Below are 22,684 nucleotides of genomic sequence, written 5' to 3' on the forward strand. Positions count from 1 at the left end.
CGGATCACTTCTCCGCGATGATCGGGTCGATCATCTCGCGCAGCTCGTCGCCGTTCAGCGCCTGGAGCGTGCGGGCCGCGATCTTCCCGTCCCGGTCGATGACCACGGTGGACGGGATGGCCTTCGGGTTCAGGGTGCCCTTGGGGAAGCGGAGGATGAGCTTGCCGATCGGGTCGTAGAAGCTGGGGTACTTCACCCCGTAGTCCTTCTCGAAGTTGATCGCCTTGTCCCGCTCGGGGTCCCGGGTGTTTATCCCGACGAACTGGACGCCCTTCGCCTTCGTCGCCTCGGAGACCTGCGCGAAGTACTTCGCCTCCAGCCGGCAGGGGCCGCACCAGGAGCCCCAGACGTTGAGCACGACGACCTTGCCCTGGTAGTCGGCGAGGTCGAGCGTCTTGCCCTCCAGGCTGGTGCCGTCGAGCTTCGGCGCGGCCACCCGGTCCGCCTTCGCGACGGTGGAGACGCCCCCCTTGCCGGTGATGAAGTTGGTGTTGCCGCCACCCCCGGCCTTGTTGCCGTCGCCGCACGCGGACAGCGTGAGGGCACCGGCCACGGCGGTGGCGGCGAGCAGGGTGAAGCGGCGTCGGGACGCGCGGCCAAAGCTCATGTGAAAAGTTTCGCATGGCAGTTTCCGGGGATCTGCGCGCCCCCCTCGGTGCCCGTAAAGCCCCTTGTCAAGCCTGTTTAAAGAAGGAGTTCCAGCCGCCCGCGGGCGCCTGTCCGACCTCCAGCGTCCGGAGCTTGGCGAGCACGGCGGGATCCTGGGCGTCGAGCCAGTCGACGTACTGCCGGAACGAGACGAGACGGACGTCGTCCTTGTCCGCGACCTTCTTGATCACTTCTTCCACGGCGTCCATATAGATGCCGCCGTTCCACTCCTCGAAGTGGTTGCCGATGTAGAACGGCGCGCGATTCGACTCGTAGGCGCGCTGGAATCCCGCGAGATAGGCGTCGGTGGCCTGCTTGCGCCAGCCCGGATAGCGCGAGGGCATGCCCTTGGTCGAATTCTGCGACTGGTTGGCGAGGATGTTGTAGTCCATCGAGAGGACCTCGAAGGAGTGGCCGGGGAACGGCATCGCCTGCAGCGGCAGATCCCAGACGCCGCCGCGCTTCACGGGCCAGGTCTGGCGGCCGCCGGGCGAGCTGGCGTCGTAGCGCCAGCCCAGCTTGCTCGCGGTCGGCAGGAGATTGTCCTGGCCGAGGAGACAGGGGGTGCGGCCGCCGACCAGTTCCTTGCGATAGTCGAACGGAAGCGGTTCCTCGTTCTCCCAGCCGGTGTTGGTCCGCCATTCCGTGACGAACGACACAGCCTGATTGATCTCGCTGTGCCATTGGGCCGGGGTCCAGCGCTCCACGGATCCGGAACCGCCGCAGAAATGCCCGTTGAAGTGGGTGCCGATCTCATGGCCGTCCAGCCACGCCTGACGTACGTACTTCAGTGTGTCCTTGACGTGATCATCGGTGAGATAGCCGATGTCGGAGGCGCCGCGGGGGTTGTTCGGCGGACGGTAGAGGGACTTCTTCGACTCGGGCAGCAGATAGATCCCGGAGAGGAAGAACGTCATCGCCGCGTCGTGTTCCTTGGCGAGTTCGAGAAAGCGCGGGAAGAGCCCGTTGCCGACCTCGCCCGCACCGTCCCAGGAAAAGATCACGAACTGCGGCGGCTTCTGGCCGGGTTCGAGCGGGACGGGGGCCTCGGGCTGGTGGGGCTGCTTGCCGGTGTCGGCCGTCGAGCCGTCACCGATCAGCCGGACCTTGTTCTTCGGCGAACCGTTTCCGCTGCCGTTGCCTCCGGTGCCGGCGTCGCCCTTGCCACCCTGGTGGGACCCTCCGTCACCGGAGGAGCCCGAGGTGCCACAGCCGGCGAGTCCGATCGCGGCTGCGGCCCCGAGCCCTGCGCCGAGCAGGCCCCTTCGATTGATGTCGCGCATACCGTCCCCATCTGCGGTCGTTTTATCTCAAGCCCATACAAACTGCTGAAGGGTTAGATGAGGCGCGTAACACGTCGGTTCCGTGCATTTGGGGACTTTCTTTACGCTTTACCTTCCGGTCGCGACGAGACGCCCGTACGGCTCTCGCACGCCCTCACGGGCACTCCTGGAGGGGGACGCGGGAACGACCCTCCGCAGTTCTGCCACCGGCCGACGGGTCGGCTTCCCCGCCCTGTCGAACTCATGCGCGGACGCGGAGGCCGTTCGCCGGCCGCTCCTCCCGGAAGGTCTCCACCAGGGCCTCGGTGAGCAGCCCCTGCCAGCAGGCGTGGTCCCGGCCGCCGTTGTGGACCGTGCGGTGGACCCGGTGCCCCCGGGCGCGCAACGCCCGGATGAGGGCCTCGCCGTGCTCGGCCGAAGCGGGACCGTCGTGCAGGCCGAGGCCGAGGTGGACGACGGGGGCGGGGTCCGGCCCCTCGTCTCCGTACGCCCGCTGCCCGGAGCCGGGCATCGCGCTCCCGTCGCCGTACGTCCCGTCCTCGGGATGCCCGCCGGGCGAGGGCGACTGGGCGAGGACCCGGCCGAAGCGGTCGGGCCGGGTGAGGCCGGCGTACAGCGCCGCCGTCCCGCCGGACCCCTGCCCGGCGACGACGGTCCGGTCCGCGTCGTCGGTCAGCGGCCACCGGGCGCGCGCCCAGGGCAGCAGCTCCTCGGCGAGGAAGGCGGCGAACGCCTCCCGCCCGCCCAGGTCCCGCCGCCGGGTCGCCGCGTCGACGGCGTCCGGGGAGAGGACGACGATCGGCGGGAGGGCCCCGTCGGCGATCAGGGCGTCCAGGGTGTCCTTGAAGCCGAGCCGCCCGAACCACATGTCGCCGTCGCCGAGCACGAGCACCGGCAGCGGGCCACCGTCGCCGTCGTCCGCCCCTTTCGGCGGGAGATCCACGCCTTCCGGTGGGAGGTACGTCCAGACCTCGCGCTCCCCGCCCAGGGTGCGGCCGGTGACGGTGTGCCGCTCGACGGTCCCCCGCCGGATGTCGTCCCGGCGGCCAGCCCACGGCTGGGGCGGGGCCTCCGGGAGGGCAAACACCGAACTCTCCACCGCGCGCCAGCGGACCGGCAGGCGGCGGGGGTTGAGCGGGTCGGCCACCCCGTGCGCCATCAGCCCGGTCAGCCGCCGCTGGAGCCGTACGGGATCGGCGGGCGCGGGGCCGGGCGAGATGTCGGCCACCAGGCGGTAGGACCCGCGGTGGTCGGCGCGCAGCCGGTAGCCGAGGTACCAGATGTCGGTGCCCGGGAGGTGGTGGAGGAGGCTCTCGGCCGGCCGGTCGCGGTCGCCGATGCCGGTCGCCATCAGGAGGACCTGGCGGGTCGCCCGGTGGCCGCGCCAGAGGAAGGTGACGGCGCGGTGTTCCGGTGCGTCGTCGAGCGTTTCGACGAGCGGGGTGCCGGTGCGGGCGGCCTCGCCCCAGAACGCCTCGGTCAGGGCGGTACGGGCGGCGGCGTCCCGGGCGGCTTCGAGCTGCCGGGCGAGCCGGGCTATCCGGGGGCCGGTGGCCGGGCGGGGGGCGGCGTCCGCCGCAGTACGGATCATCGTTCCACCGTTTCGTCGCAGGCGTCCGTGACCACGACGAGCCCCACGGGAACCAGCAGGGCCCGGCAGGCCGTCGGCCTGCCCGCCTGGGGTGAGTTAGCTTAGCCTAACCTAACTCACCGTTAGCTGGTGCGGGAAAAGGGACGGGACCGCCCGCCGCGGTGTGCGGCAGCCGGTCCCGTACGTCTCGTCCGTCTCGTCCTGTCGTCGTCCCGTCCGGCGTCGACTACGCCCCGAACGCCTTCGACTGGCCCTTCGCGGCCTTCCCCTTCACCGGCTTGGCCCCGGCCAGCAGATGCACGGGCACCAGGTCCCGGGCCGGCTCCGAGTAGCCGACCGAGACGATCTTGTCGCCCCGGTAGGTGAAGCTGGTCAGCGAGGCCAGCGTGCACTGCCGCTTGCGCGGGTCGTGCCACAGGCGGCGGCGCTCCACGAAGGACCGCAGGATCCAGATCGGCAGCTGGTGGCTGACGCAGACCGCCTCGTGCCCGCGCGCCGCGTCCCGCGCCGTGTCGATCGCGCCCATCATCCGGACGACCTGCTCGATGTACGGCTCGCCCCAGGACGGCTTGAACGGGTTGGTGAGGTGCTTCCAGTTGTCCGGCTTGCGCAGCGCGCCGTCGCCGACGCCGAAGGTCTTGCCCTCGAAGACGTTGGCGGCCTCGATCAGCCGGGCGTCGGTCGCCAGGTCCAGGCCGTGCGCCTGCGCGATGGGGTCGGCGGTCTCCTGGGCGCGCTCCAGCGGGGAGGCGACGACATGGGTGATGTCGCGCTTCTCCAGGTGCTCGGCGACCCGGTCGGCCATCTTCCGGCCCAGGTCGGAGAGGTGGTAGCCGGGGCGGCGGCCGTAGAGCACGCCGTCCGGGTTGTGCACCTCGCCGTGCCGGACCACGTGCACCACGGTCAACTGCTCGTCGCGGTCGACGCTTTCGGGGTTGGGGGCCTTCTCGCTCATGCGGTGGCCTCCGACGCCGCACGGGCGGCCGCGGGCAGGGCGGCGGCGATGCGCTCGACGGCCCGCTCGTCGTGGGCCGTGGAGACGAACCAGGACTCGAACGCCGAGGGCGGCAGGTAGACGCCCTGCTCCAGCATGGAGTGGAAGAACGCGGTGAAGCGGAAGACGTCCTGCTTCTTGGCGTCCTCGTAGTCGCGCACCGGCCGGTCGGTGAAGAAGACGGAGAACATGTTGCTCGCGGCGGACACCGTGTGCGCGACGCCCTCCTTGGTGAGCGCGTCGCCCACCAGGGAGCGCAGCTCGGCGGATACCGCGTCGATCTTCGCGTACGCAGCGTCGTCCAGCAGCCGCAGCTGGGCGAGCCCGGCGGCGGTGGCGACCGGGTTCCCGGAGAGGGTGCCCGCCTGGTAGACCGGACCGGCCGGGGCCAGGTGCGCCATCACGTCGCCGCGGCCGCCGAAGGCCGCGGCGGGGAAGCCGCCGCCCATCACCTTGCCGAAGGTCATCAGGTCGGGGCGGACGCCGTCGACGCCGTACCAGCCGGCCTTCGACGTACGGAAGCCCGTCATGACCTCGTCGGAGATGTACAGCGCGCCGTTGGCCGCGCACAGCTCCTTGAGCCCGGCGTTGAAGCCCTCCGCCGGCGGGACGACGCCCATGTTGCCGGGCGAGGCCTCGGTGATCACGCAGGCGATCTCGCCCGGGTGCGCGGCGAAGGCGGCCCGCACGGCGTCCAGGTCGTTGTACGGCAGCACGACGGTGTCCCCGGCCGTGGCGCCCGTGACCCCGGGGGTGTCGGGCAGCCCGAAGGTGGCCACGCCCGACCCGGCGGCGGCCAGCAGCGCGTCCACGTGGCCGTGGTAGCAGCCGGCGAACTTCACGACCTTGGCCCGGCCCGTGAAGCCGCGGGCCAGCCGGATCGCCGACATGGTCGCCTCGGTGCCGGAGGAGACCAGGCGCACCTGCTCGACGGGCTCGATCCGCGCCACGATCTCCTCGGCGAGCGCGACCTCGCCCTCACCCGGCGTACCGAAGGAGGTCCCCCGGGAGACCGCCTCCTGGACGGCGGCGATGACCTCGGGGTGAGAGTGGCCGAGAATCATCGGCCCCCACGAGCAGACGAGGTCGACGTACTCACGGCCGTCGGCGTCGGTGAGGTACGGACCGGCGCCGGAGACCATGAACCGGGGCGTACCGCCCACGGCCCGGAAGGCACGCACGGGAGAGTTCACGCCGCCGGGCGTCACGACGGACGCCCGGTCGAACAGCGACTGCGAAACTGGGGCTTCGTATGAATACGCCACTTTGGTCCTGATCTGCGATTCGGGTGTCGGGGGGCCGGGCCGGGAAATCCCAAACAATCTCGGCCACCGGTGAGCAGGGAGGGCGCTCCCCTCGTATCACGAAAGAGCGTCAGCGCTCTCACGTCTGCGAAACTGGGGCGTCATAGGGAAAGCTCACCCATGCCATGGTGTCAGAGGCACGGACGGTCTTTGCGGACAGGTGTTTCACCGCACGCCCGCGGGGGAGGTCACTGACACGATGATCGGGTTGCGCGGCGGGGGCTGTGTCTCCTAAGAAGTAGTCGGGTGGATGAGATATGCATCGCGGTGGCGGAGTGGGCGAAGGGACCGACGACCTGGGGCCCGAGCCTGCCCGGCGAGGGCGGCACCGGCGCAGGGCCGAGCGCGCACAGAGCAGGGGCGCGGAGAGTACGCCGCCCCCCGGGACCAGGAGCGGGGGCGGGATGGGGGTGACGTACAAGTACTTCGGCGCGCCGGACGGCGCCACCGCCGCACGGGTGCCCATCTCGATGCGCCCGGAGGAGCTCGGCGGTGACGAGCTGGGCATGGGCGGCATGTTCACCAAGATCAAGCCGGAGACCGTGGCCGCCATGGTCCTCACCGGCATCCAGGGCATACCCCTGCACAAGGTCCCCCCGCTGGAACTGGTCGTCCTCCACCCCGACTACGCCGTGGTCAAGCTCCCGATGACCGTCGTCGACCCGCTGCGCGGCGTCGGCGAGGAGTCGGTCGGCGCGGCGGCCTTCATCTGGTCCACGGTCCCCGACCGCGGCGGCCCGCGCGACGCGTTCAACGTCTACCAGCTGCTCCACGAGTGGCAGGACTTCTCCCACCGCCTGCACGACGCGGGACATCAGGCGTACTGCCTGGTCTGGCCCTGATCCGCGGATCACCCAAGCCCGGCCGCACAGCCGGTCGAAGCGTTCAAACAGACGCACCCACGTGCACACATCCGGTCAAATTCCAGCCAGAACCACGGGAGATTTGGCCGACGGCAGGTCTTCAGCCGACCCGCCCCGCGCGCCGATGGACAGGACACCGACCCATCGAGGAGGTCCGCCGTGGGCGACGTTCTGCTGGCCCTGTCCATCCCCGTGCTCGTCTTCGGCGGCGGCATCTACGCCGCCTGCGACTGCTGGTGGCGCCGCAGGCATCCGGCGCCACCGTCCCCGTACACCCACCGGGCGGCCCGGCTGGCCGAGCAGGACATGCTGCTGCTGGCCGAGGAGATCGTCGACGACGCGTACGCCGCGCTCGGCCCCCTCTACGACGCCCCGGCCGCCTCGTCCGCTCCGGGCCCCGACGGCCCGCCCGCCGCGCTCAGCTCCCGGCCGGCCGGGCCGTTCCGCCCCGCGTCCACCCCGGATCGCGCCCCGTCACCGCCAGCAGCCGTTCAAAAGCCGTAGCGCTCTCCGGCACCGGGAACGGGTCGCCGAACACCTTCATCTCCCGGGCCTGCGGAGCCATCGCCGCCAGTCCCGGGCCCACCTCGTCCAGCACGCTCCGCTCCGGCACGAAGTCCCCGCCGGTCGCCCGGGCCAAGTCCCAGGCGTGCACGGTCAGGTCGCCGAGCACCATGAGCCCCACCGTCCGGGCCGGCAGCCCCATCTGCCCCGTCGTGCCCTCCTCGGCCCCCGGCACGCTCCACGCCTCCACCAGCCGGGCCGTCTCGTCACCGAACCTGCCCCGCCAGTCGCCGTCCGCCACGAAGTCCGGCTCCTGCGTGAAATCCACGTCCTCGCGGGCCGCGAGGGCCTGGAAGTTCACGACCACCAGGAACAGGTGGTTCAGCAGCGCCCGTACGTCGTACTCGGCGCAGGGCGTACGGTCGCCCAGCCGCGCGTCGTCGATCCCCCGGACCACGGGCAGGGCCCGGGCCGCGGCGGTCTCCAGCAGTTCACCGATCGTCTGAGTCATGCCCCCACCCTGCGCCGCCCCGCCGCCCGCGTCTTGAAGAAACACGACAGCCGTCCGGAGCCGCACTGACATCGGAGCCCCACTAAAATCATGGTCATGGCTGCCGGACCGCGCCGCGACACCCGAGGCATCGTCGACGCCCCGGACCTCTTCGCGCACGTCCGCTTCCGCCGCCGCGAGCCCGCCGCCGCGCTCCGCCCGTACCTGGAGCACTACTGGCTGATCGACTGGGACCTCGCCGAGCCGTACGCCGCCCATGTCGTCCCGCACCCGTCGGTGAACCTGGTCTGCCAGCGGTACGAGGCCGGGGACAGCCCCCGGGAGCGTTCCGGGTACGCCGAGGTGGCGGGCGTCGACCCCGGGCTCTTCACCCGGAAGCTGGCCGGGCGCGGCCGGGTCTGCGGGGTGCAGTTCCGGCCCGGCGGCTTCCGCCCGTTCGCCCCCGGGCGCCCGGTCTCCGACTGGACCGGGCGGCGCGCCGACGCCGCCGAGGTGCTGCGGCTGCCGCCGCCCGTCGACGCCGTCCTCGGCCCGGACGACGAGGACGCGCGCGTCGCGGCGCTGGACGCCTTCCTGCTGGCGCTGGAGCCGCGCCCCGATCCCCGGGCGGCTCTCGCGACGGCCGCCGTCGACCGGGTGCGCACGGACCGCACGGTCCGCCGGGTGGACGGGCTCGCCCGGGACACCGGGCTCTCCGCCCGCTCCCTGCAACGGCTGTTCGCGGCGTACGTCGGCGTCGGCCCCAAGTGGGTCATCCTCCGCTACCGCATCCACGAGGCACTGGAGGCCGCCGAATCCGGCCCGGAGGTCGACTGGGCGCGGCTCGCCGCCGACCTCGGCTACAGCGACCAGGCCCACCTGGTGCGCGACTTCACCGCGACGGTGGGCGTACCCCCGACGGCGTTCGCACCGCACTGAACCGGCCAGGACGCACACCCGCGCGCCCCGCCGCACCCCGGCCAAATCCCTGGCAGGCCGTCCCGCCCCGGTGGCATCCTGACCGGGTGAACGGACCCGAGATCACCCTCGACGTAGCCCCTGAGCTGCGGCTCTTCGTCCCGCACGACCGTCGCGGCGGGCCCACGCCCCTCGTCACGGACGGCGTCTCGACCCTCGGCCATGTCATCGAGTCCCTCGGCGTCCCGCTCACCGAGGCCGGAACGCTGCTGGTGAACGGCGCCCCGGTGGCCCGCTCGCACGTGCCGGGCCACGGCGAACACGTCGACGTACGCGCGGTGGAACGCCCCCAGCGGGTCCCCGGCGCACCCCTGCGCTTCCTCCTCGACGTCCACCTCGGCACCCTGGCCCGACGGCTGCGGCTCCTGGGCGTCGACGCGGCGTACGAGAGCGAGGACATCGGCGACCCCGCCCTGGCCGCCCTCTCCGCGCGCGAGCGGCGGGTCCTGCTCTCCCGGGACCGCGGGCTGCTGCGCCGCCGCGAGCTCTGGGCGGGGGCGTACGTCTACAGCGACCGCCCCAAGGAGCAGCTCCGCGACGTCCTCGGCCGCTTCGCCCCGGCCCTGGACCCGTGGTCCCGCTGCACCGCGTGCAACGGGACCCTGGCCGGGGCCGCCAAGGACTCCGTGAGCGGACTGCTGGAGCACGGCACGCAGGAGGCGTACGACGTGTTCGCCCAGTGCACGGAGTGCTCCCGGGTGTACTGGCGCGGCGCCCACCACGGCCATCTGGAGACGATCGTGTCCGAGGCGGTCCGCGAGTTCGGCGGCACCCCGGCGTAGAGCCGGGGGCGCTCAGCCGAGGATGTGCCGCAGATAGGCCTGCGGGTCGGCGAGGTAGCGGCGCCAGTGGTCGACGAGCTCCAGGTCCGCCCAGTGCACCCGCTCCATGCCGCCCTCCCCCAGCTGCACGATGTCGGCGCCCGGCAGCGCGGTGAGCAGCGGTGAGTGGGTGGCGCACACCACTTGGCCGCCCGCCTTGACCAACTGGTCGAGATGGCCCAGAAGTTCGAGGCACGAGGCGAAGGAGAGCGCGGCCTCGGGCTCGTCCAGGACGTAGAGCCCCGGCACGGTGAACTTCTCCCGGAACGCGGCGAGGAACCCCTCCCCGTGGCTGCGGGAGTCCGGATCCAGGCTCTCCCGCTCCAGCGCGTCGAGGGCGGTCTCCGCGCGCAGGAAGAACCCCTTGCGCGCGGTCCGGCTGCCGATCATCCGCCGCCCCCGGGGCGCGGCGTCGAAGCGGACGCGCTCCCCGAGCACGGACTTGCCCCGCGAGGTGGCGTACTTCCAGCCGGCGGAGCCGCCGTACGAGTCCAGCCCGAACCCCTCCGCCAGGGCCTCGACCAGCGTCGACTTCCCCGAGCCGTTCTCGCCGACGAGGAAGGTCACCGGGGCCCGGAACCGCAGCCCCTCGGCGAGGAACTGCCGCACACCGGGCACGGTCCACGGCCAGGTGTCCGGGTCGGGGTCGTACACATGGGCGTAGGCGCGTTCAACGATCACCTGCCCATGATGACGGGGCCGGCGGCCCTCCCGGAGGCGCCTGCCTATCCTTGGCCCGTACCCGATCAGCGTTCCGCGTCAGCAGTCCGCATCAGCAGTCCGATCCACATCAGCAGTCCGAGGAGAGAGATCCGCCATGGCCGCCACCCCCATCGCCGTCGTCACCGGCGCGAGCAGCGGCATCGGCGCCGCGACCGCCCGTACGCTGGCCGCCGAAGGCTTCCGGGTCGTGCTGACCGCCCGCCGCAAGGACCGCATCGAGGCGCTGGCCGCCGAGCTCACCGACGCCGGTCACCAGGCGACGGCGTACGCGCTGGACGTCACCGACCGGGCGGCGGTCGACGAGTTCGCGACCGCCTTCCGCTCCCTCGCCGTCCTCGTCAACAACGCGGGCGGGGCGCTCGGGGCCGACCCGGTGGCGACCGGCGACCCCGCCGACTGGCGGCAGATGTACGAGACGAACGTGATCGGCACGCTCAACGTCACCCAGGCCCTGCTGCCCGCGCTCACCGCGAGCGGCGACGGCACGATCGTGATCCTCTCCTCGACCGCCGCGCTCTCCTCGTACGAGGGCGGCGGGGGTTACGTCGCGGCCAAGCACGGCGAGCACGTCCTCGCCGAGACCCTCCGCCTGGAGATCGTCGGCACCCCGGTCCGCGTCATCGAGGTGGCCCCCGGCATGGTCAGGACCGAGGAGTTCGCCACCACACGCTTCCGCGGCGACACCGAGAAGGCCGCCAAGGTCTACGCGGGCGTCGACGCCCCGCTGACCGCCGAGGACGTGGCCGACACGATCGGCTGGGCCGTCACCCGGCCCAGCCACGTCAACATCGACCTGCTGGTGGTCCGCCCGCGCGCCCAGGCCTCCAACACGAAGGTCCACCGGACGCTGTGAGCCGCTGAGCCGGTGAGCGGAGGGGCCCGGGACCGGCGTACCGGTCCCGGGCCCCTCTCGGCCGCGCCTCGGCCTCAGCCCACCGTGAACGTCGTCAGCACCGCCGCGTGGTCCGTCGGCCACGCGTTGCCGGCCTGGTCCGGCACCGGCTTCGGGTCGCCCTCGACGAAGGACACCGAGTCCTTCACCGTGAGCTTGTCGCCCGCGTAGTCGATGAAGTCGATCCGGTCCTGCGGCTCGTCGACGCCCGTGGAGCCCTCGTGCTTCGGGTAGACGGGCGACCAGGTGGTGCCGGGCACGGCCGCCGGGTCCGGGTTGGCCTCCCGGAAGGAGTCCTTCAGACCGGCGCCCTCGAAGATCTTGGTGACCGGCCAGTCCACCTGCCCGTAACCGCAGTGGCTGTCCTTGGTCGCCTCGGTCCAGTCCAGGTGCGAGGGCGTGTTGAAGTCGCCGACCAGCAGCACCGGCGTCTCGTCGGCGGCGGCGATCTTCGGCGCGAGGTCCTTGGCGATGGCCTCGGCCTGCGGGGTACGGCCGGACTGGGCCTCCCGCTGGAAGATGTCCTCCACGGCCATCCCGTCGAAGCAGGCGTCGTACGGGCCGTACGGGTCGTAGCCGAGGTGCGCCGTCCAGAGCTCGACCTCCTGGCCGGTGGCCTCGTCGATCCGGATGCGGACGCCCGCCGCGGCCTGGCTGGTCTCGACCTCGGAGGTGAACGGGAAGCGGCTGATGATGCCCAGGTCGGCATCGGACTGCCAGTGGTCCCAGCCGAGTTCCTCCGCGATCTCCTTCGCGGAGTGGCCGGAGGTCTCCTGGAGGCCGACCACGTCGGGCCGGTGCTTCTTGATGACGGCGAGCTGCTTGGCCAGCCCGTCGTCGACCTTGGCACCGCCGTGCCACAGGTTCAGGGTCATGACGCGCAGCTCGCTCGCGGCGGCCGGCTTTCCGGGCTTCGGCGACTCGGACGGCCCGTCGGGCTTCGCCTCGGGACCGGCGACCGCGACGGCCGCGGTCGCGGCGAGGGCGACCACCGCTCCGGTGGCGGACAGGAACACACGACGCTTGGCGCTCACTGGTTGCTCACTCCTTCACTTACACCTTGAGGGACGGGGCACCGGCTCGCTCGGCGACGAGCACGGGGTTCTCGTGCGGGGTGATCATGCAGCGGGCTCCCGGGGCCAGCGCTGTCGCCTCCCAGCTGGGCAGGTCGGCCTTGCACGCGGCTCCGGAATCGGTGGTCAGGTGCAGCCGGGTGGTCGCGCCGAGGAAGGTCGCCACCCGTACGGTCGCGGGAGCGCCCGCACCGTCGTCGGCGGCGCCCACCGCCAGCCCCTCGGGGCGCAGCAGGACGTCGACCTCGGCGCCGACGGCGGGCCGCTCGCCATGGATGGGCAGCCTGCGCCCGAACAGCTCGACGACCCCGCCGTCCTGGACCGTGCCCGGCAGCCGGTTCATGGTGCCGACGAACTCGGCGACGAACGGCGTGGCCGGGCGGTCGTACAACTCGCCGGGCGCGGCGCACTGTTCGAGCCGCCCGTCCTTCATCACGGCGACGCGGTCCGCCATCGACAGCGCCTCCTCCTGGTCATGGGTGACGAAGACGGTGGTGATGCCCAACTCCAGCTGGATTCGCCGGATCTCCTCGCGGAGCGTGAGCCGCACCTTGGCGTCGAGCGCCGACAGCGGCTCGTCCAGCAGCAGCACCTTGGGCGAGATCGCCAGGGCCCGGGCGAGGGCGACGCGCTGCTGCTGTCCGCCGGAGAGCTGGTGCGGGTAGTGGCCCTCGCGGCCGGGCAGCCCGACCAGCTCCAGCAACTCCCCTGCCCGTGTCTTGCGTTCTGCGGTGCCCCGGCCCCGTACCCGCAGGCCGTACGCGATGTTCTCGGCGGCCGTCATATTCGGGAACAGGCTGTACGACTGGAACACCATGCCGATGTCACGGCGGTTGGCGGGGACGGAGGTGACGTCCTCGCCGTCCATGAGCAGTTCGCCGCCGTCCGCGGTCTCGAAGCCCGCGACGATGCGCAGCGCGGTCGTCTTGCCGCAGCCGGACGGGCCGAGCAGGGCGACCAGTTCGCCGGGGGCGATGTCCAGGTCGAGTCCGTCGAGGGCGACCGTGGAGCCGAACTCCCGGCGGAGATTCTTGAGATGCACGGAGACGGTCATGACACGGTCTTCTTTCGGTTGTCGCGGCTCTCGCGTTTCTCGCTGCCGGAGTTCAGGGGCGTGCGGCGACGGCTGCGGCCGCCCGCCAGAGTCGTGAGCAGGAGCAGCAGCCCCCAGGTGATCAGCAGGCTCAGCATCGCGGCCGCCACCGAGAGCTGCGCCTCGGAGTCCTTGATCTCCACCATCCAGACGGAGAACGGGCGGTAGGAGAGCACGGAGGCGACGGTGTACTCGCCGAGCACCATGGCCAGGCTGAGGACCGCGCCGCCCACCACGGCGGTCCGCAGGTTCGGCACGATCACCTGCCACAGGGTCTGGAGCCGGGACGCGCCCAGGCTGCGGGCGGCCTCGACGAGCGTGCGCAGATCGACGGCGCGCAGCCCGGCGTCCAGCGAGCGGTACAGGAACGGCAGGGACATCACCGTGTAGACGAGGACCAGGACCAGCGGGAAGTTCTCGTCCCGCAGCATCTGGAAGGTCATGTAGAAGGGCGTGTCCGCCAGGTCCTGTTCCCAGGACAGCACCGTCGTGACGCCCGCGACCAGCGCGATCGGCGGGACGACCAGCGGCATCATGCACAGGATCTCGACGGTCCGGCGCAGCCCCGGCAGATAGAGCGCGACCGCGACCAGGGTCGGCACCATCAGGAGCAGCCCGCAGACGATGGTGGCCAGGCCCAGGCGTACCGAAAGCATCAGGCTGGTGGTCAGCCCCTCGGTGCCGAGCCCCTGGGTGTACGCGTCGAAGCTGATGCCCTCGACCTCGTTGACGCTGAACCAGACCGAGGCGCCGATGGGGACCAGGAAGTACAGCGCGGCCAGCGGCAGGACGACGGCCCGCGAGGTGAACTTCATCCGAGCCATCGGGCACTCCTGCGCTGCAGCGGTATCTGTACGGCCATCACGAGCAGCGCGATCACGACCATGTTGAGGCTCATGGCGAGGGCCAGGTTCTCCTGGCCCACCAGGACGTTGCCGTTGAGGGCGTTGGCGATCTGGATGGTGATCAGCGGCTGCGAGGAGCCGACCATCACGGCCGCGGTGGCGTGCGAGGCGAACGCCGTGCCGAACATCAGCACCGCGCCGCCGAGCAGCGACGGCGTCAGCACCGGGATCCCGACGTGCCGCCAGTACTGCCCCCGGGTCGCCCCGCAGGACGCGGCGGCCTCCTGCCACTGGGAGCGCAGCCCGTCGAGCGCGGGCAGCACGGTCACCACCATCAGCGGGACCATGAAGTAGAGGTAGGCCAGCACCAGGCCGGTGAAGCTGTAGAGGCTGAAGCCGGTCCGGTCCAGGTGGAACAGCTGGGTGACCGTGCCGGTCGTGCCGAGCGTCGCGATGAACGCGAAGGCGAGCGGCGCACCGGAGAAGTTGGCGAGGACCCCGCTCGCGGAGACGACGATCCCGCGCAGCGCCGGCCGCGGCGAGGTGACGACGGCCTGGGCGATCAGGGTGCCGATCACGGTCGCCAACAGAGCGGTGAACAGGGAGAGTTCGACGCTCCCGGTGAGCCCGGTGGCGTACGCGCCGGAGAGCGAACCGCTGACGTTCTCCGTGGAGAAGCGGCTCGCACCGCTCTCCGGGTCCAGGACGGTGAACGCCCCGTACACCATGGTTCCGGCGGGCAGCCCGAAGCACACCGCGAGGAACGCGAAGAACGGGACGACGACGGGCCACCGGTGGGGCCGCGCGCCACGGCGGCGAGGGGCGCCGCCGCCCCGGGCATCCGGTGCGGGCGGCACGGGGGCCGCCGCGCCCGCCACGGGCACAGGGCCCGCGGCGGGGGCGGGAAGTGCGGTCTGGTCGGGCATGGTCAGCTGACCGCCTTGCCCCAGCCCTGGACGACGGTCTCCTTGGCCTTCGCCTCCTGCTCCACGGTCGGCTCCTCGGGCACCCCGTCGACCTCGGGGATCGCGGCGACGGCGGCCTTGTCGGCGGTGCCGTCCTTCTGCATCGCGTCGAGGAGCGCCGGGCGCGAGAAGCCCTTCAGCCAGATGTTCTGGCCCTCGGGGCTGTAGACGAACTCCAGCCACAGGCGGGCGGCGGCCGGGTGCGGGGCGTGCTTGTTGACGCCCTGGTTGTAGTAGCGGGAGTACAGCCCGTCGGCGGGCACCGCGACCTGCCAGTCGACGCCCTTGGGCTTCAGCTTCTCGCCGTAGCCGAGGTTGAGGTAGTCCCAGTCGATCGAGATCGGCGTCTCGCCCTGCTGGATGGTGGCGAGCGTGGACTTCGCGGGAACGAAGTTGCCCTTCTTCTTCAGCTCCTGGAAGAAGTCGAGCCCCGGCTGCGCGTCGTCGAGGGAGCCGCCGCTGGCCAGCGAGGCGGCGACGACCGCCGCCAGCGCCGAACTGGACTCGGTCGGGTCGCCGTTGAGCGCGACCTTGTTCCGGTACTCCGGCTTGAGGAGGTCCTTGAAGGTCTCCGGGCAGTTCTTCACGGCCTTGGCGTCGCAGCCGATGGAGATGTAGCCGCCGTAGTTGTTCATGAAGGAGGCGTCCGGCTGCTTCTGCGCGTCCGGGATGCCGTCCCAGCCCGCGACCCGGTACGGAGCGAGCAGGCCCTGCTTCTTGGCGTCCTGCATGTACGAGGTCCCGAGGTCCAGGGCGTCCACGGCCCGGGCCTGGCCCTTGCGCTTGGCCGCCGCGTTCAGCGCGCCCTGGCTGCTGCCGCCCGGGTCCTCGTTGTTGACCTCGATGGCGTACTTCTTCTCGAACGCCGCGATCATCTCACCGTAGTTGGCCCAGTCCGGCGCGAGGGCGTAGACGTTGAGCTCGCCCTCCTTCTCCGCCGCCGCGACGAGCTTCTCCATACCGCCGAGGTCCGCCGCCGACTCCGCCTTCGCCGCCTTGCTGTTCTGCCCGCCGGCGTTGTCGGGTGCGGAGCCGCATCCGGTGGCCACCAGGGCGGTGAGGCCGACGAGGGCCGCGGCGGTCAGGACGCGGCGGGGATGGTGTGCCTTCACGATGCGTACTCCTGGGTCTGCGGCAAGCCACCTGTATGGACAAGCCATCGTCAGTAAGCCAGCCGAAGCTAGCAGCCAGGCAACCGGCAGGTAAAGGTTTCGGGCTGGAAAAAGTGCAGGTCAGAAGCGTTATGAAGACGTAGGTTTACCTTCCCCCAAACTGGTAAGACGCAGGGTTCGCTCTTCGATGGGGACCTTGATTGCGCGCAGTCCGGAAGATGCGGAACCCCTCGCGCGAATGACATGATCGCCCCGGGCCATCCGCCCCCGCGCCACCCCGAAGCCCCATGACGCCCCGTGACTCCCCCAAGTCCGCTGACTCCCCCGACTCCCCGAGGAGAGACGTGACCCGACGGCACCAGCAGATCGCCGAGGAGCTGCGCCGCGCCATCGCCGACGGCACCCACCCCGTGGGCTCCGAGCTGCCGTCCGAGTCCGAACTCGCCCTGGCCCACGGGGTGTCCAGGGGCACCCTCCGCCAGGCCTTCGGCACCCTCCAGTCGGAGGGCCTGATCGGCTCCCGGCAGGGCGCCCGCCGGACGGTCCTGTCCACCACGCCCAGCCAGAGCTTCACCGAGCTGCGCAGCTTCGCCCAGTGGGCCAGGGCGGGCGACCGCACCCCCGGCGGCCTGGTGCTCCGATCGCACCGCGCGAAGGCGACCGAGGCGCAGGCCGCCCAACTCCAGCTCGTACCCGGCGAGACGGTCCTCCACATCCTGCGGCTGCGCACCCTGGACGGCGAGGCGGCACTCCTGGAACGCACGGTGTACGCCGGGTGGGCCGCGGCGGCCGTCGAAGCGCTGCCGGACGACTGCGAGTCGGTCACCCAGAGCCTGTACGAGACAGCCGGCGTGGTCATGAGCCACGGCGAACACCACCTGGACGCGGTCGCCGCGGGCACCACGGACGCCCGCGAGCTGGGCGTCCGACGCGGCTCCCCGCTGCTGAGGGTGCGCCGCACGACGACGACGGCCGAGGGCCGCCCGGTCGAGACCTCGGACGACCGCTACCGCCCCGGCTCGGTCGTGTTCACCGTACGCAACTCGGTGCAGGCCAACCCGTTGGTCCGCACGGCGGCGGACTGACGGCAGGACGGCGCACACCCACCCCAGGAACAGCCCAACGCCAGGAACAGCCACTCCCAGGAACAGCGAGCCCCGCATGCCCCCGCTCCCCCGCCCCGCCGCCCTGCTCTGCGACATGGACGGCACCCTCGTCGACACCGAGCACGCCTGGCTGGACACCGTCGCCGGCTTCCTGCGGACCCAGGGCTCCCCGGCCGGCGCGGGCACCCTCGCCCCGTTCGCGGGCGCCGCGGTGGCCGACGCGGCCGACCGCCTCGTACGCGACGGCCTCACCGCACTGTCCCCGGCGGAGACCGCCGCACGGCTCGACCAGGAGTTCACGGCACGGGTGGCGGCAGGGGTGGCCGTCCAGCCGGGCGCCCTCCGGCTCCTGGACCGGGCGCGCGCCCTCGGCGTACCGACGGCCCTGGTGACCGCGTCCGAGCGGCACGTGGCCGACCTGGTGCTGGACACACTGGGCCGGCACCGCTTCGACACCTCGGTCGCCTCGGGCGAGACGCCGCGCGGAAAGCCGCACCCCGACCCGTACCTGGCGGCGGCGGCCGCGCTCGGGGTGGCCCCACAGGACTGCCTGGCCGTCGAGGACACCCCGACGGGCGCCTCCGCCGCCCTGGCCGCGGGATGCCGCCTGCTCGCGGTCCCGTCGGTCCCCGGCATCGAACCGGGCCCGCGCACGGTCCTGGTCGCCTCCCTGGCGGAGGCGGATCTGGCGGACGCGGTGGGGTAGGAGCCGCGCCCCACGCCACTGCCCTCGATCACTCGTGCGGGTGATCGGGCCGGATCGCCCGCCCTGCCCTCGAATCCGCTCCCTAGGCTCGGTCGCGCCAAAACACAGCGCGGCCCTCGGTCAGGATTGCCGTCCCGACCGAGGGCCTCACCATCAGGAAGTAGGGCTTCCCGTGGCTGAGCACGACACTAACGCGCCCCCACTCTTCGAACTCGGAGATGTCTCACCCGCCCCAACGCCGGCCCCGGCGTTCACGGATCTCCAACGCCCCGACTACGCCTACATGTTCGGCTTCCTCCAGGCCGACGGCCACCTCGCACAGGGCACCGGCAACAAAGGCCGCCTGACGGTGGAGATCAGCGTCCGGGACATCGCCGTACTGCGCGCGTTCCAGCGCCTCACCCCGTACAACAGCAGCATCACCGAACGCGTGCGGGCCACGAACTTCTCCGAGGAGCACCACTCGGCGATCTGGACCCTCTGCGATCAGGAAGCCAGGGCCACGGTCAACGGGCTGGGCCTTCCCTACGGCCGTAAGTCGAGGAAGATCACCCCGCCCCGGGTGGAGTTCTCCCGCCGCGACTACCTCCGGGGCGTCATCGACGCCGACGGCTCGGTCGGGCACACAGGACAGGGCCTTCCCTTCGTCTCGCTGACCACCGCGAGCGCCGCAGTCGGCGCGTACCTCTGCAGGTACGCCAAGGCGGTGACGGGCTCCGCCCGGCAGATCGGACGCAATGCGCGGGACGGGATCTACAACGTGGTCTACACGAAGGAAGCGGCGGTTCAGCTGGCCGGGCATCACTACTACCCGGGCTGCCTGTCCCTCGCCCGCAAGCAGACGGCAGCCACGGCCCTGGCGTCCTGGGAACGACCGGCGGACATGCCCGTCCGCTCGCCCGGACGACGCTGGAAACCCTGGGAGGACCGCGCTCTGCTGGCCCATGACGACGCCGAGACGGCGGCCGCCGAACTGGGCCGCAGCTCAGCCTCCTGCTCCGTACGACTGTGGCGGCTGAAGACCGGAAAGGTGCGACGCCCCGAGGGCGGTCCCGCAGGCGCGTGAGCGTCCGCGGAACCGTGAGGGGCACGCCGCTGCCCGCGGCGCGCCCCTCACCTCAGCCCTTGATGCAGATGACCTGCTTGAGCTTCGCGACGACCTCGACCAGGTCCCGCTGCTGCTCCATGACCTGCTCGATCGGCTTGTACGCGGCCGGGATCTCGTCCAGGACGCCGGAGTCCTTACGGCACTCCACGCCCCGCGTCTGCTCCTCCAGGTCGCGCACCGTGAACCGGCGCTTGGCCGCGTTCCGGCTCATCCGGCGACCGGCGCCGTGCGAGGCCGAGTTGAACGCCTGCTCGTTGCCGAGGCCCTTCACGATGTAGGAGCTGGTGCCCATCGAGCCGGGGATGATCCCGTACTCCCCGGAACCGGCGCGGATCGCTCCCTTACGGGTGACGAGCAGGTCCGCCCCGTCGTACCGCTCCTCCGCCACGTAGTTGTGGTGGCAGGAGATCTCCTGGTCGAAGACCGGCTTCGCCTTCTTGAACTCCCGGCGGACCACGTCCTTGAAGAGCGCCATCATGATCGCGCGGTTGTACTTGGCGTACTCCTGCGCCCAGTAGAGGTCGTTCCGGTAGTCGGCCATCTGCGGGGTGTCCGAGACGAAGACCGCCAGGTCCCGGTCGACGAGGCCCTGGTTGTGCGGCAGCTTCTGGGCGATGCCGATGTGGTGCTCGGCGAGTTCCTTGCCGATGTTGCGGGAGCCGGAGTGCAGCATCAGCCACACCGACCCGTCGCTGTCGAGGCAGAACTCGATCATGTGGTTGCCCGAGCCCAGCGTCCCCATCTGCTTCGTGGCACGTTCCTGACGGAACTTGACCGCTTCCGCGATCCCCCCGAACCGCCCCCAGAAGTCGTCCCAGCCCGCCGTCGGGAACCCGTGCAGCCTCCCCGGGTCCACCACGTCGTCGTGCATCCCCCGGCCGACCGGAATGGCCTGCTCGATCTTGGAACGCAGCCGTGACAGGTCGCCGGGAAGATCGTTCGCGGTGAGGGACGTCTTGACGGCGGACATCCCGCAGCCGATGTCCACCCCCACCGCCGCCGGGCACACCGCGCCCTGCATCGCGATCACCGAGCCGACCGTCGCCCCCTTGCCGAAGTGGACGTCCGGCATGACGGCCAGCCCCTTGATCCACGGCAGCGTGGAGACGTTGCGCAGCTGCTGCATCGCCACGTCCTCGACCGACGCGGGGTCCGCCCACATGCGGATGGGAACCTTCGCCCCCGGTACCTCTACGTACGACATAACTCCTCGATTCCCCCGAAAAGACTGAAAGCGCAAAACCGGTGCCAAGGTCGGCAAACCCGTCGGCCGACCGGCATTCACAGCAGCGCGTGCGATACACATTGTGTCCATCGGCCGCCTTCGCGCGGCAACTCGTTTTCCGTACCGAAGGGAGCCTGGGACGGTGCGACACATGGCGTACGTACCCGGCGTCGCGCTTCTCGCAGCGCTCGTCGTCGGCTGCAGCGCCGGCGCCGACGGCAACGCGAACGGCGCCGACAGCAAGGCGGGCAGCCCGACGGTCACCCCCGCGCCCCCGGGGAAGTACCTGACCCTGCCCGCCCCCTGCCGCGCCGTGCCGCGCTCCACGCTGAAGGATCTGCTGCCCGGCGCCGCGGAACTGCCCGGGGACCAGCAGGACAAGGTGTTCCGGGGCTCGGCGGCCGTCACGTACGACACGGACCGCAAGGTCGGCTGCAGCTGGAAGTCCGACGCGCCGAGCGCGACGCGGAGCCTCTCCGTCGACTTCGAGCGCGTCGTCTCGTACGACCCCGCCGTCAGCGACGACGACCGCGCCGACACCGTGTACGCGAAGAAGGAGAAGGCCGCCGGCCTGTCCTCCTCGACGCCCCCCGGGCCGCCCGACGAGAAGGACAAGAAGGGCGAGGAGAGCGAGACGAGCGAGGGGAGCGGGAAGGCCGAGGACCCGACCGACGCCGACACCGACGCCGACGCCACGGGTTCCGCCGAACCCTCGCCCTCCGAAAGCAGCGGTGGAAGCACCGACGGGACCCCGGGAAGCAGCAGCAGCCCGGAGGAAGCCCTCCCCTCGCGCATCCTCGACAACCTGGGAGATGCCGCATTCCTGCAGGATCTGCCCAAACAGGCAGGTTCCCCCGCACAGCACCACACGGTGAGCGTGGTGTTCCGCACATCGAACGTGGTCGTGACCGTCCGGTACGCCGAGCAGCCGGCCCTCATCACCCAGGTGCCCGACGGCAGGGAACTTCAGGAGAAGGCCCAGGCACTGGCCCGGAAGCTGGCCGAGACGCTCAGCGAATAGGCCCCTCCGACGAGCCCCCACCGGCCGGATCTCCGGTCTCCGGGGGCTCTCGGCGGCGGCGCGGCACACCGGCCGCCCGTCGTACCGTGGCTGTCCGGAAGACGTACCGACCCGCTACCGAGCCCGCCCGTACACCGCACGAACCGAGACCTCCAGCACCGAGAGCTCCCCGTGCCATCCGAGTGAAGGAACCATGCACCGATCTGCCCCGCGCCTGTCCCGCATCCTCGCCTGCGCCGCCGTACCGGTGATGCTCGTAGCCGTCGGCTGCTCGTCGGACTCCGGCTCCGACGGCAAGAAGAACGCGGGCTCCTCGTCGTCCGGCACGGCCAGCTCCAAGCCCTCGGAGCCCACCGTCGAACCGGCGAAGTTCGCCGATCTTCCCGACCCGTGCACCTCGATCGGGAAGAAGACGATCGAGGACCTGGTCCCCGAGGCCAAGAAGAAGGGCGGCACGGCGGGCGGGTCCTCCGACCTGTCGGTCCGCAGCAGCTGCTCCTGGAACGGCCTGGACGACCAGGGCGTCAAGGGCTCGCAGTACCACTGGATGGACGTCGGCTTCACCCGGTTCGACTCGGACCAGGCGCTCGGCAGCGGCGCCAAGCGCGCCACCGAGGACTACGCCAAACAGGTCACCAAGACGAAGGCGACCGAGGGCGCCAAGAAGGCCGCCGCGGAGCCTGCTGCCGGGATCGGCGAGGAGGCGACCCTCGTCACGTACGGCCTCAGCAAGACGGACGAGGACTTCGTGTACGCCACCGTCGTGGCGCGGACGGGCAACGTCGTCGTCACCCTGACGTACAACGGCGCGGGCTACGCGGGCGCGAAGACCCCGTCCTCCTCGGACATCGTCAAGGGCGCCCAGAAGGCGGCCAAGGAAGCGATCGCCGCGGTCGGGAAGACCGCCGGCTCCGAGGACTCCCCGGCGAAGGGCGACGCGAAGACCGACGCCGAGGACACGAAGAAGGACGACGCCGACGCGAAGGGTGACGCCGGCAGCGGGGACAGCCCCAAGTCCAAGGCCACGCCCAAGTCGTGACCTGACGGCCCCGCGGATCGCCAATCCGCAGGTCCAGCACGTGCGTTGGAAAGCCCGGACCTCCTCGGAGGCCGGGCTTTCCCCCTCCCCGCGCAACGAAACTCGTACACATGTGCCAGGCTGTGCCATCGCTGGACGTGGGTCGTCCGGTTGAACGCCGAAGGTGAACAACGAAGCCGGGCACGGAAGTCGGTTCGGGTACGAGGTCGGGGAGGGGATCGCTGGTGGCCGCGATGCAGCTGACACGCACGCACCGCATACTCATCGGGGTCGTCGTCGCGGGTGCGGTGGTCATCGCCG

General features: G+C 71.4%; 23 protein-coding genes. 10 read left to right on the forward strand and 13 right to left on the reverse strand.

Annotated elements, in window-relative coordinates; all coding sequences use genetic code 11:
• Positions 1-4: 4 nt before the first annotated feature.
• The 5 genes from IE134_RS24880 to hemL form a co-directional block, all read right to left on the reverse strand.
• Positions 5-607, reverse strand: coding sequence for a TlpA family protein disulfide reductase (locus IE134_RS24880; RefSeq protein ID WP_189431776.1), 603 nt, complete (start codon positions 605-607; stop codon positions 5-7).
• Between the two features lie 67 nt (positions 608-674).
• Positions 675-1,931: a polysaccharide deacetylase family protein gene (locus IE134_RS24885; protein WP_030710855.1), complete on the reverse strand. Its 1,257-nt coding sequence runs from the start codon at positions 1,929-1,931 to the stop codon at positions 675-677.
• Between the two features lie 241 nt (positions 1,932-2,172).
• Positions 2,173-3,522 carry an enterochelin esterase domain-containing protein gene (locus tag IE134_RS24890; RefSeq protein WP_098894073.1) on the reverse strand — a complete coding sequence of 450 codons (1,350 nt, stop codon included), beginning with the start codon at positions 3,520-3,522 and terminating at the stop codon, positions 2,173-2,175.
• A 226-nt stretch (positions 3,523-3,748) separates the two neighbouring features.
• A complete protein-coding gene (locus IE134_RS24895; RefSeq protein ID WP_030710859.1) occupies positions 3,749-4,477 on the reverse strand; it encodes a histidine phosphatase family protein in 729 nt (242 codons plus the stop codon).
• Complete coding sequence (hemL, locus tag IE134_RS24900) at positions 4,474-5,781, reverse strand: glutamate-1-semialdehyde 2,1-aminomutase (RefSeq protein ID WP_179887935.1); 1,308 nt, start codon at positions 5,779-5,781, stop codon at positions 4,474-4,476. The genes IE134_RS24895 and hemL overlap by 4 nt, the downstream gene beginning before the upstream one ends.
• 296 nt (positions 5,782-6,077) lie before the next feature.
• Here hemL and IE134_RS24905 point away from each other — a divergent pair, with 296 nt between their 5' ends.
• Both IE134_RS24905 and IE134_RS24910 read left to right on the forward strand, forming a co-directional pair.
• Positions 6,078-6,662: a hypothetical protein gene (locus tag IE134_RS24905; RefSeq protein ID WP_073780093.1), complete on the forward strand. Its 585-nt coding sequence runs from the start codon at positions 6,078-6,080 to the stop codon at positions 6,660-6,662.
• A 180-nt stretch (positions 6,663-6,842) separates the two neighbouring features.
• Positions 6,843-7,187 carry a hypothetical protein gene (locus tag IE134_RS24910; RefSeq protein WP_098016670.1) on the forward strand — a complete coding sequence of 115 codons (345 nt, stop codon included), beginning with the start codon at positions 6,843-6,845 and terminating at the stop codon, positions 7,185-7,187.
• Here the strand turns inward: IE134_RS24910 and IE134_RS24915 are convergent.
• Positions 7,102-7,698: a TIGR03086 family metal-binding protein gene (locus IE134_RS24915; protein ID WP_189431778.1), complete on the reverse strand. Its 597-nt coding sequence runs from the start codon at positions 7,696-7,698 to the stop codon at positions 7,102-7,104. The genes IE134_RS24910 and IE134_RS24915 overlap by 86 nt on opposite strands.
• 96 nt (positions 7,699-7,794) lie before the next feature.
• On the opposite strand from IE134_RS24915, the gene IE134_RS24920 reads away from it, so the two are divergent.
• A complete protein-coding gene (locus tag IE134_RS24920) occupies positions 7,795-8,616 on the forward strand; it encodes an AraC family transcriptional regulator (RefSeq protein WP_098016699.1) in 822 nt (273 codons plus the stop codon).
• An 86-nt stretch (positions 8,617-8,702) separates the two neighbouring features.
• The gene (locus tag IE134_RS24925) at positions 8,703-9,437 is read left to right on the forward strand and encodes a Mut7-C RNAse domain-containing protein (protein WP_098016671.1); all 735 of its coding nucleotides are present in this window, start codon (positions 8,703-8,705) and stop codon (positions 9,435-9,437) included.
• Positions 9,438-9,449: 12 nt separating this feature from the next.
• Here IE134_RS24925 and IE134_RS24930 read toward each other — a convergent pair whose 3' ends face one another.
• Complete coding sequence (locus tag IE134_RS24930; protein WP_030710871.1) at positions 9,450-10,157, reverse strand: AAA family ATPase; 708 nt, start codon at positions 10,155-10,157, stop codon at positions 9,450-9,452.
• Between the two features lie 136 nt (positions 10,158-10,293).
• On the opposite strand from IE134_RS24930, the gene IE134_RS24935 reads away from it, so the two are divergent.
• Positions 10,294-11,052, forward strand: a complete 759-nt coding sequence (locus IE134_RS24935; protein WP_030710873.1) for an SDR family NAD(P)-dependent oxidoreductase — start codon at positions 10,294-10,296, stop codon at positions 11,050-11,052.
• Between the two features lie 74 nt (positions 11,053-11,126).
• Here IE134_RS24935 and IE134_RS24940 read toward each other — a convergent pair whose 3' ends face one another.
• Genes IE134_RS24940 through IE134_RS24960 form a run of 5 tightly spaced genes read right to left on the reverse strand, consistent with a single transcriptional unit; the run spans position 11,127 to position 16,179 of the window.
• Positions 11,127-12,125, reverse strand: a complete 999-nt coding sequence (locus IE134_RS24940; RefSeq protein ID WP_030710875.1) for an endonuclease/exonuclease/phosphatase family protein — start codon at positions 12,123-12,125, stop codon at positions 11,127-11,129.
• A 19-nt stretch (positions 12,126-12,144) separates the two neighbouring features.
• Positions 12,145-13,218 (reverse strand): ABC transporter ATP-binding protein, encoded by a 1,074-nt coding sequence (locus IE134_RS24945; protein WP_189431780.1) that lies wholly within the window; start codon positions 13,216-13,218, stop codon positions 12,145-12,147.
• The gene (locus tag IE134_RS24950; protein WP_063837349.1) at positions 13,215-14,072 is read right to left on the reverse strand and encodes an ABC transporter permease; all 858 of its coding nucleotides are present in this window, start codon (positions 14,070-14,072) and stop codon (positions 13,215-13,217) included. The genes IE134_RS24945 and IE134_RS24950 overlap by 4 nt, the downstream gene beginning before the upstream one ends.
• Positions 14,069-15,028, reverse strand: coding sequence for an ABC transporter permease (locus tag IE134_RS24955; RefSeq protein ID WP_030710881.1), 960 nt, complete (start codon positions 15,026-15,028; stop codon positions 14,069-14,071). Before IE134_RS24955 ends, IE134_RS24950 begins: the two co-directional genes overlap by 4 nt.
• A gap of 2 nt (positions 15,029-15,030) precedes the next feature.
• A complete protein-coding gene (locus IE134_RS24960; protein WP_050513631.1) occupies positions 15,031-16,179 on the reverse strand; it encodes an extracellular solute-binding protein in 1,149 nt (382 codons plus the stop codon).
• A gap of 344 nt (positions 16,180-16,523) precedes the next feature.
• On the opposite strand from IE134_RS24960, the gene IE134_RS24965 reads away from it, so the two are divergent.
• From IE134_RS24965 to IE134_RS24975, 3 genes are all read left to right on the forward strand, one after another.
• Positions 16,524-17,264, forward strand: coding sequence for a GntR family transcriptional regulator (locus IE134_RS24965; protein WP_030710884.1), 741 nt, complete (start codon positions 16,524-16,526; stop codon positions 17,262-17,264).
• 76 nt (positions 17,265-17,340) lie between these two features.
• A complete protein-coding gene (locus tag IE134_RS24970) occupies positions 17,341-17,991 on the forward strand; it encodes an HAD family hydrolase (protein ID WP_032768208.1) in 651 nt (216 codons plus the stop codon).
• Positions 17,992-18,163: 172 nt separating this feature from the next.
• The gene (locus IE134_RS24975; RefSeq protein WP_189431782.1) at positions 18,164-19,057 is read left to right on the forward strand and encodes a hypothetical protein; all 894 of its coding nucleotides are present in this window, start codon (positions 18,164-18,166) and stop codon (positions 19,055-19,057) included.
• A 52-nt stretch (positions 19,058-19,109) separates the two neighbouring features.
• Here IE134_RS24975 and IE134_RS24980 read toward each other — a convergent pair whose 3' ends face one another.
• Positions 19,110-20,303: an RtcB family protein gene (locus IE134_RS24980; RefSeq protein ID WP_030710887.1), complete on the reverse strand. Its 1,194-nt coding sequence runs from the start codon at positions 20,301-20,303 to the stop codon at positions 19,110-19,112.
• Between the two features lie 172 nt (positions 20,304-20,475).
• On the opposite strand from IE134_RS24980, the gene IE134_RS24985 reads away from it, so the two are divergent.
• Both IE134_RS24985 and IE134_RS24990 read left to right on the forward strand, forming a co-directional pair.
• The gene (locus tag IE134_RS24985; RefSeq protein WP_189431784.1) at positions 20,476-21,345 is read left to right on the forward strand and encodes a DUF3558 domain-containing protein; all 870 of its coding nucleotides are present in this window, start codon (positions 20,476-20,478) and stop codon (positions 21,343-21,345) included.
• A gap of 193 nt (positions 21,346-21,538) precedes the next feature.
• The gene (locus tag IE134_RS24990) at positions 21,539-22,384 is read left to right on the forward strand and encodes a DUF3558 domain-containing protein (RefSeq protein WP_098016677.1); all 846 of its coding nucleotides are present in this window, start codon (positions 21,539-21,541) and stop codon (positions 22,382-22,384) included.
• The last annotated feature ends 300 nt before the right edge of the window (positions 22,385-22,684 follow it).

Source organism: Streptomyces rubiginosohelvolus (assembly GCF_014649875.1).
Lineage (GTDB): Bacteria > Actinomycetota > Actinomycetes > Streptomycetales > Streptomycetaceae > Streptomyces > Streptomyces rubiginosohelvolus.

Excerpts from the sequence above, each read along its gene's own strand:
- IE134_RS24915 (WP_189431778.1), bottom strand. The coding sequence starts at position 7,698 with ATGACTCAGACGATCGGTGAACTGCTGGAGACCGCCGCGGCCCGGGCC.
- IE134_RS24880 (WP_189431776.1), bottom strand. The coding sequence starts at position 607 with ATGAGCTTTGGCCGCGCGTCCCGACGCCGCTTCACCCTGCTCGCCGCC.
- IE134_RS24990 (WP_098016677.1), top strand. The coding sequence starts at position 21,539 with ATGCACCGATCTGCCCCGCGCCTGTCCCGCATCCTCGCCTGCGCCGCC.
- IE134_RS24985 (WP_189431784.1), top strand. The coding sequence starts at position 20,476 with ATGGCGTACGTACCCGGCGTCGCGCTTCTCGCAGCGCTCGTCGTCGGC.
- IE134_RS24885 (WP_030710855.1), bottom strand. The coding sequence starts at position 1,931 with ATGCGCGACATCAATCGAAGGGGCCTGCTCGGCGCAGGGCTCGGGGCC.
- IE134_RS24905 (WP_073780093.1), top strand. The coding sequence starts at position 6,078 with ATGCATCGCGGTGGCGGAGTGGGCGAAGGGACCGACGACCTGGGGCCC.
- IE134_RS24950 (WP_063837349.1), bottom strand. The coding sequence starts at position 14,072 with ATGAAGTTCACCTCGCGGGCCGTCGTCCTGCCGCTGGCCGCGCTGTAC.
- IE134_RS24980 (WP_030710887.1), bottom strand. The coding sequence starts at position 20,303 with ATGTCGTACGTAGAGGTACCGGGGGCGAAGGTTCCCATCCGCATGTGG.
- IE134_RS24890 (WP_098894073.1), bottom strand. The coding sequence starts at position 3,522 with ATGATCCGTACTGCGGCGGACGCCGCCCCCCGCCCGGCCACCGGCCCC.
- IE134_RS24955 (WP_030710881.1), bottom strand. The coding sequence starts at position 15,028 with ATGCCCGACCAGACCGCACTTCCCGCCCCCGCCGCGGGCCCTGTGCCC.
- IE134_RS24920 (WP_098016699.1), top strand. The coding sequence starts at position 7,795 with ATGGCTGCCGGACCGCGCCGCGACACCCGAGGCATCGTCGACGCCCCG.
- IE134_RS24895 (WP_030710859.1), bottom strand. The coding sequence starts at position 4,477 with ATGAGCGAGAAGGCCCCCAACCCCGAAAGCGTCGACCGCGACGAGCAG.
- IE134_RS24945 (WP_189431780.1), bottom strand. The coding sequence starts at position 13,218 with ATGACCGTCTCCGTGCATCTCAAGAATCTCCGCCGGGAGTTCGGCTCC.
- IE134_RS24935 (WP_030710873.1), top strand. The coding sequence starts at position 10,294 with ATGGCCGCCACCCCCATCGCCGTCGTCACCGGCGCGAGCAGCGGCATC.
- IE134_RS24970 (WP_032768208.1), top strand. The coding sequence starts at position 17,341 with ATGCCCCCGCTCCCCCGCCCCGCCGCCCTGCTCTGCGACATGGACGGC.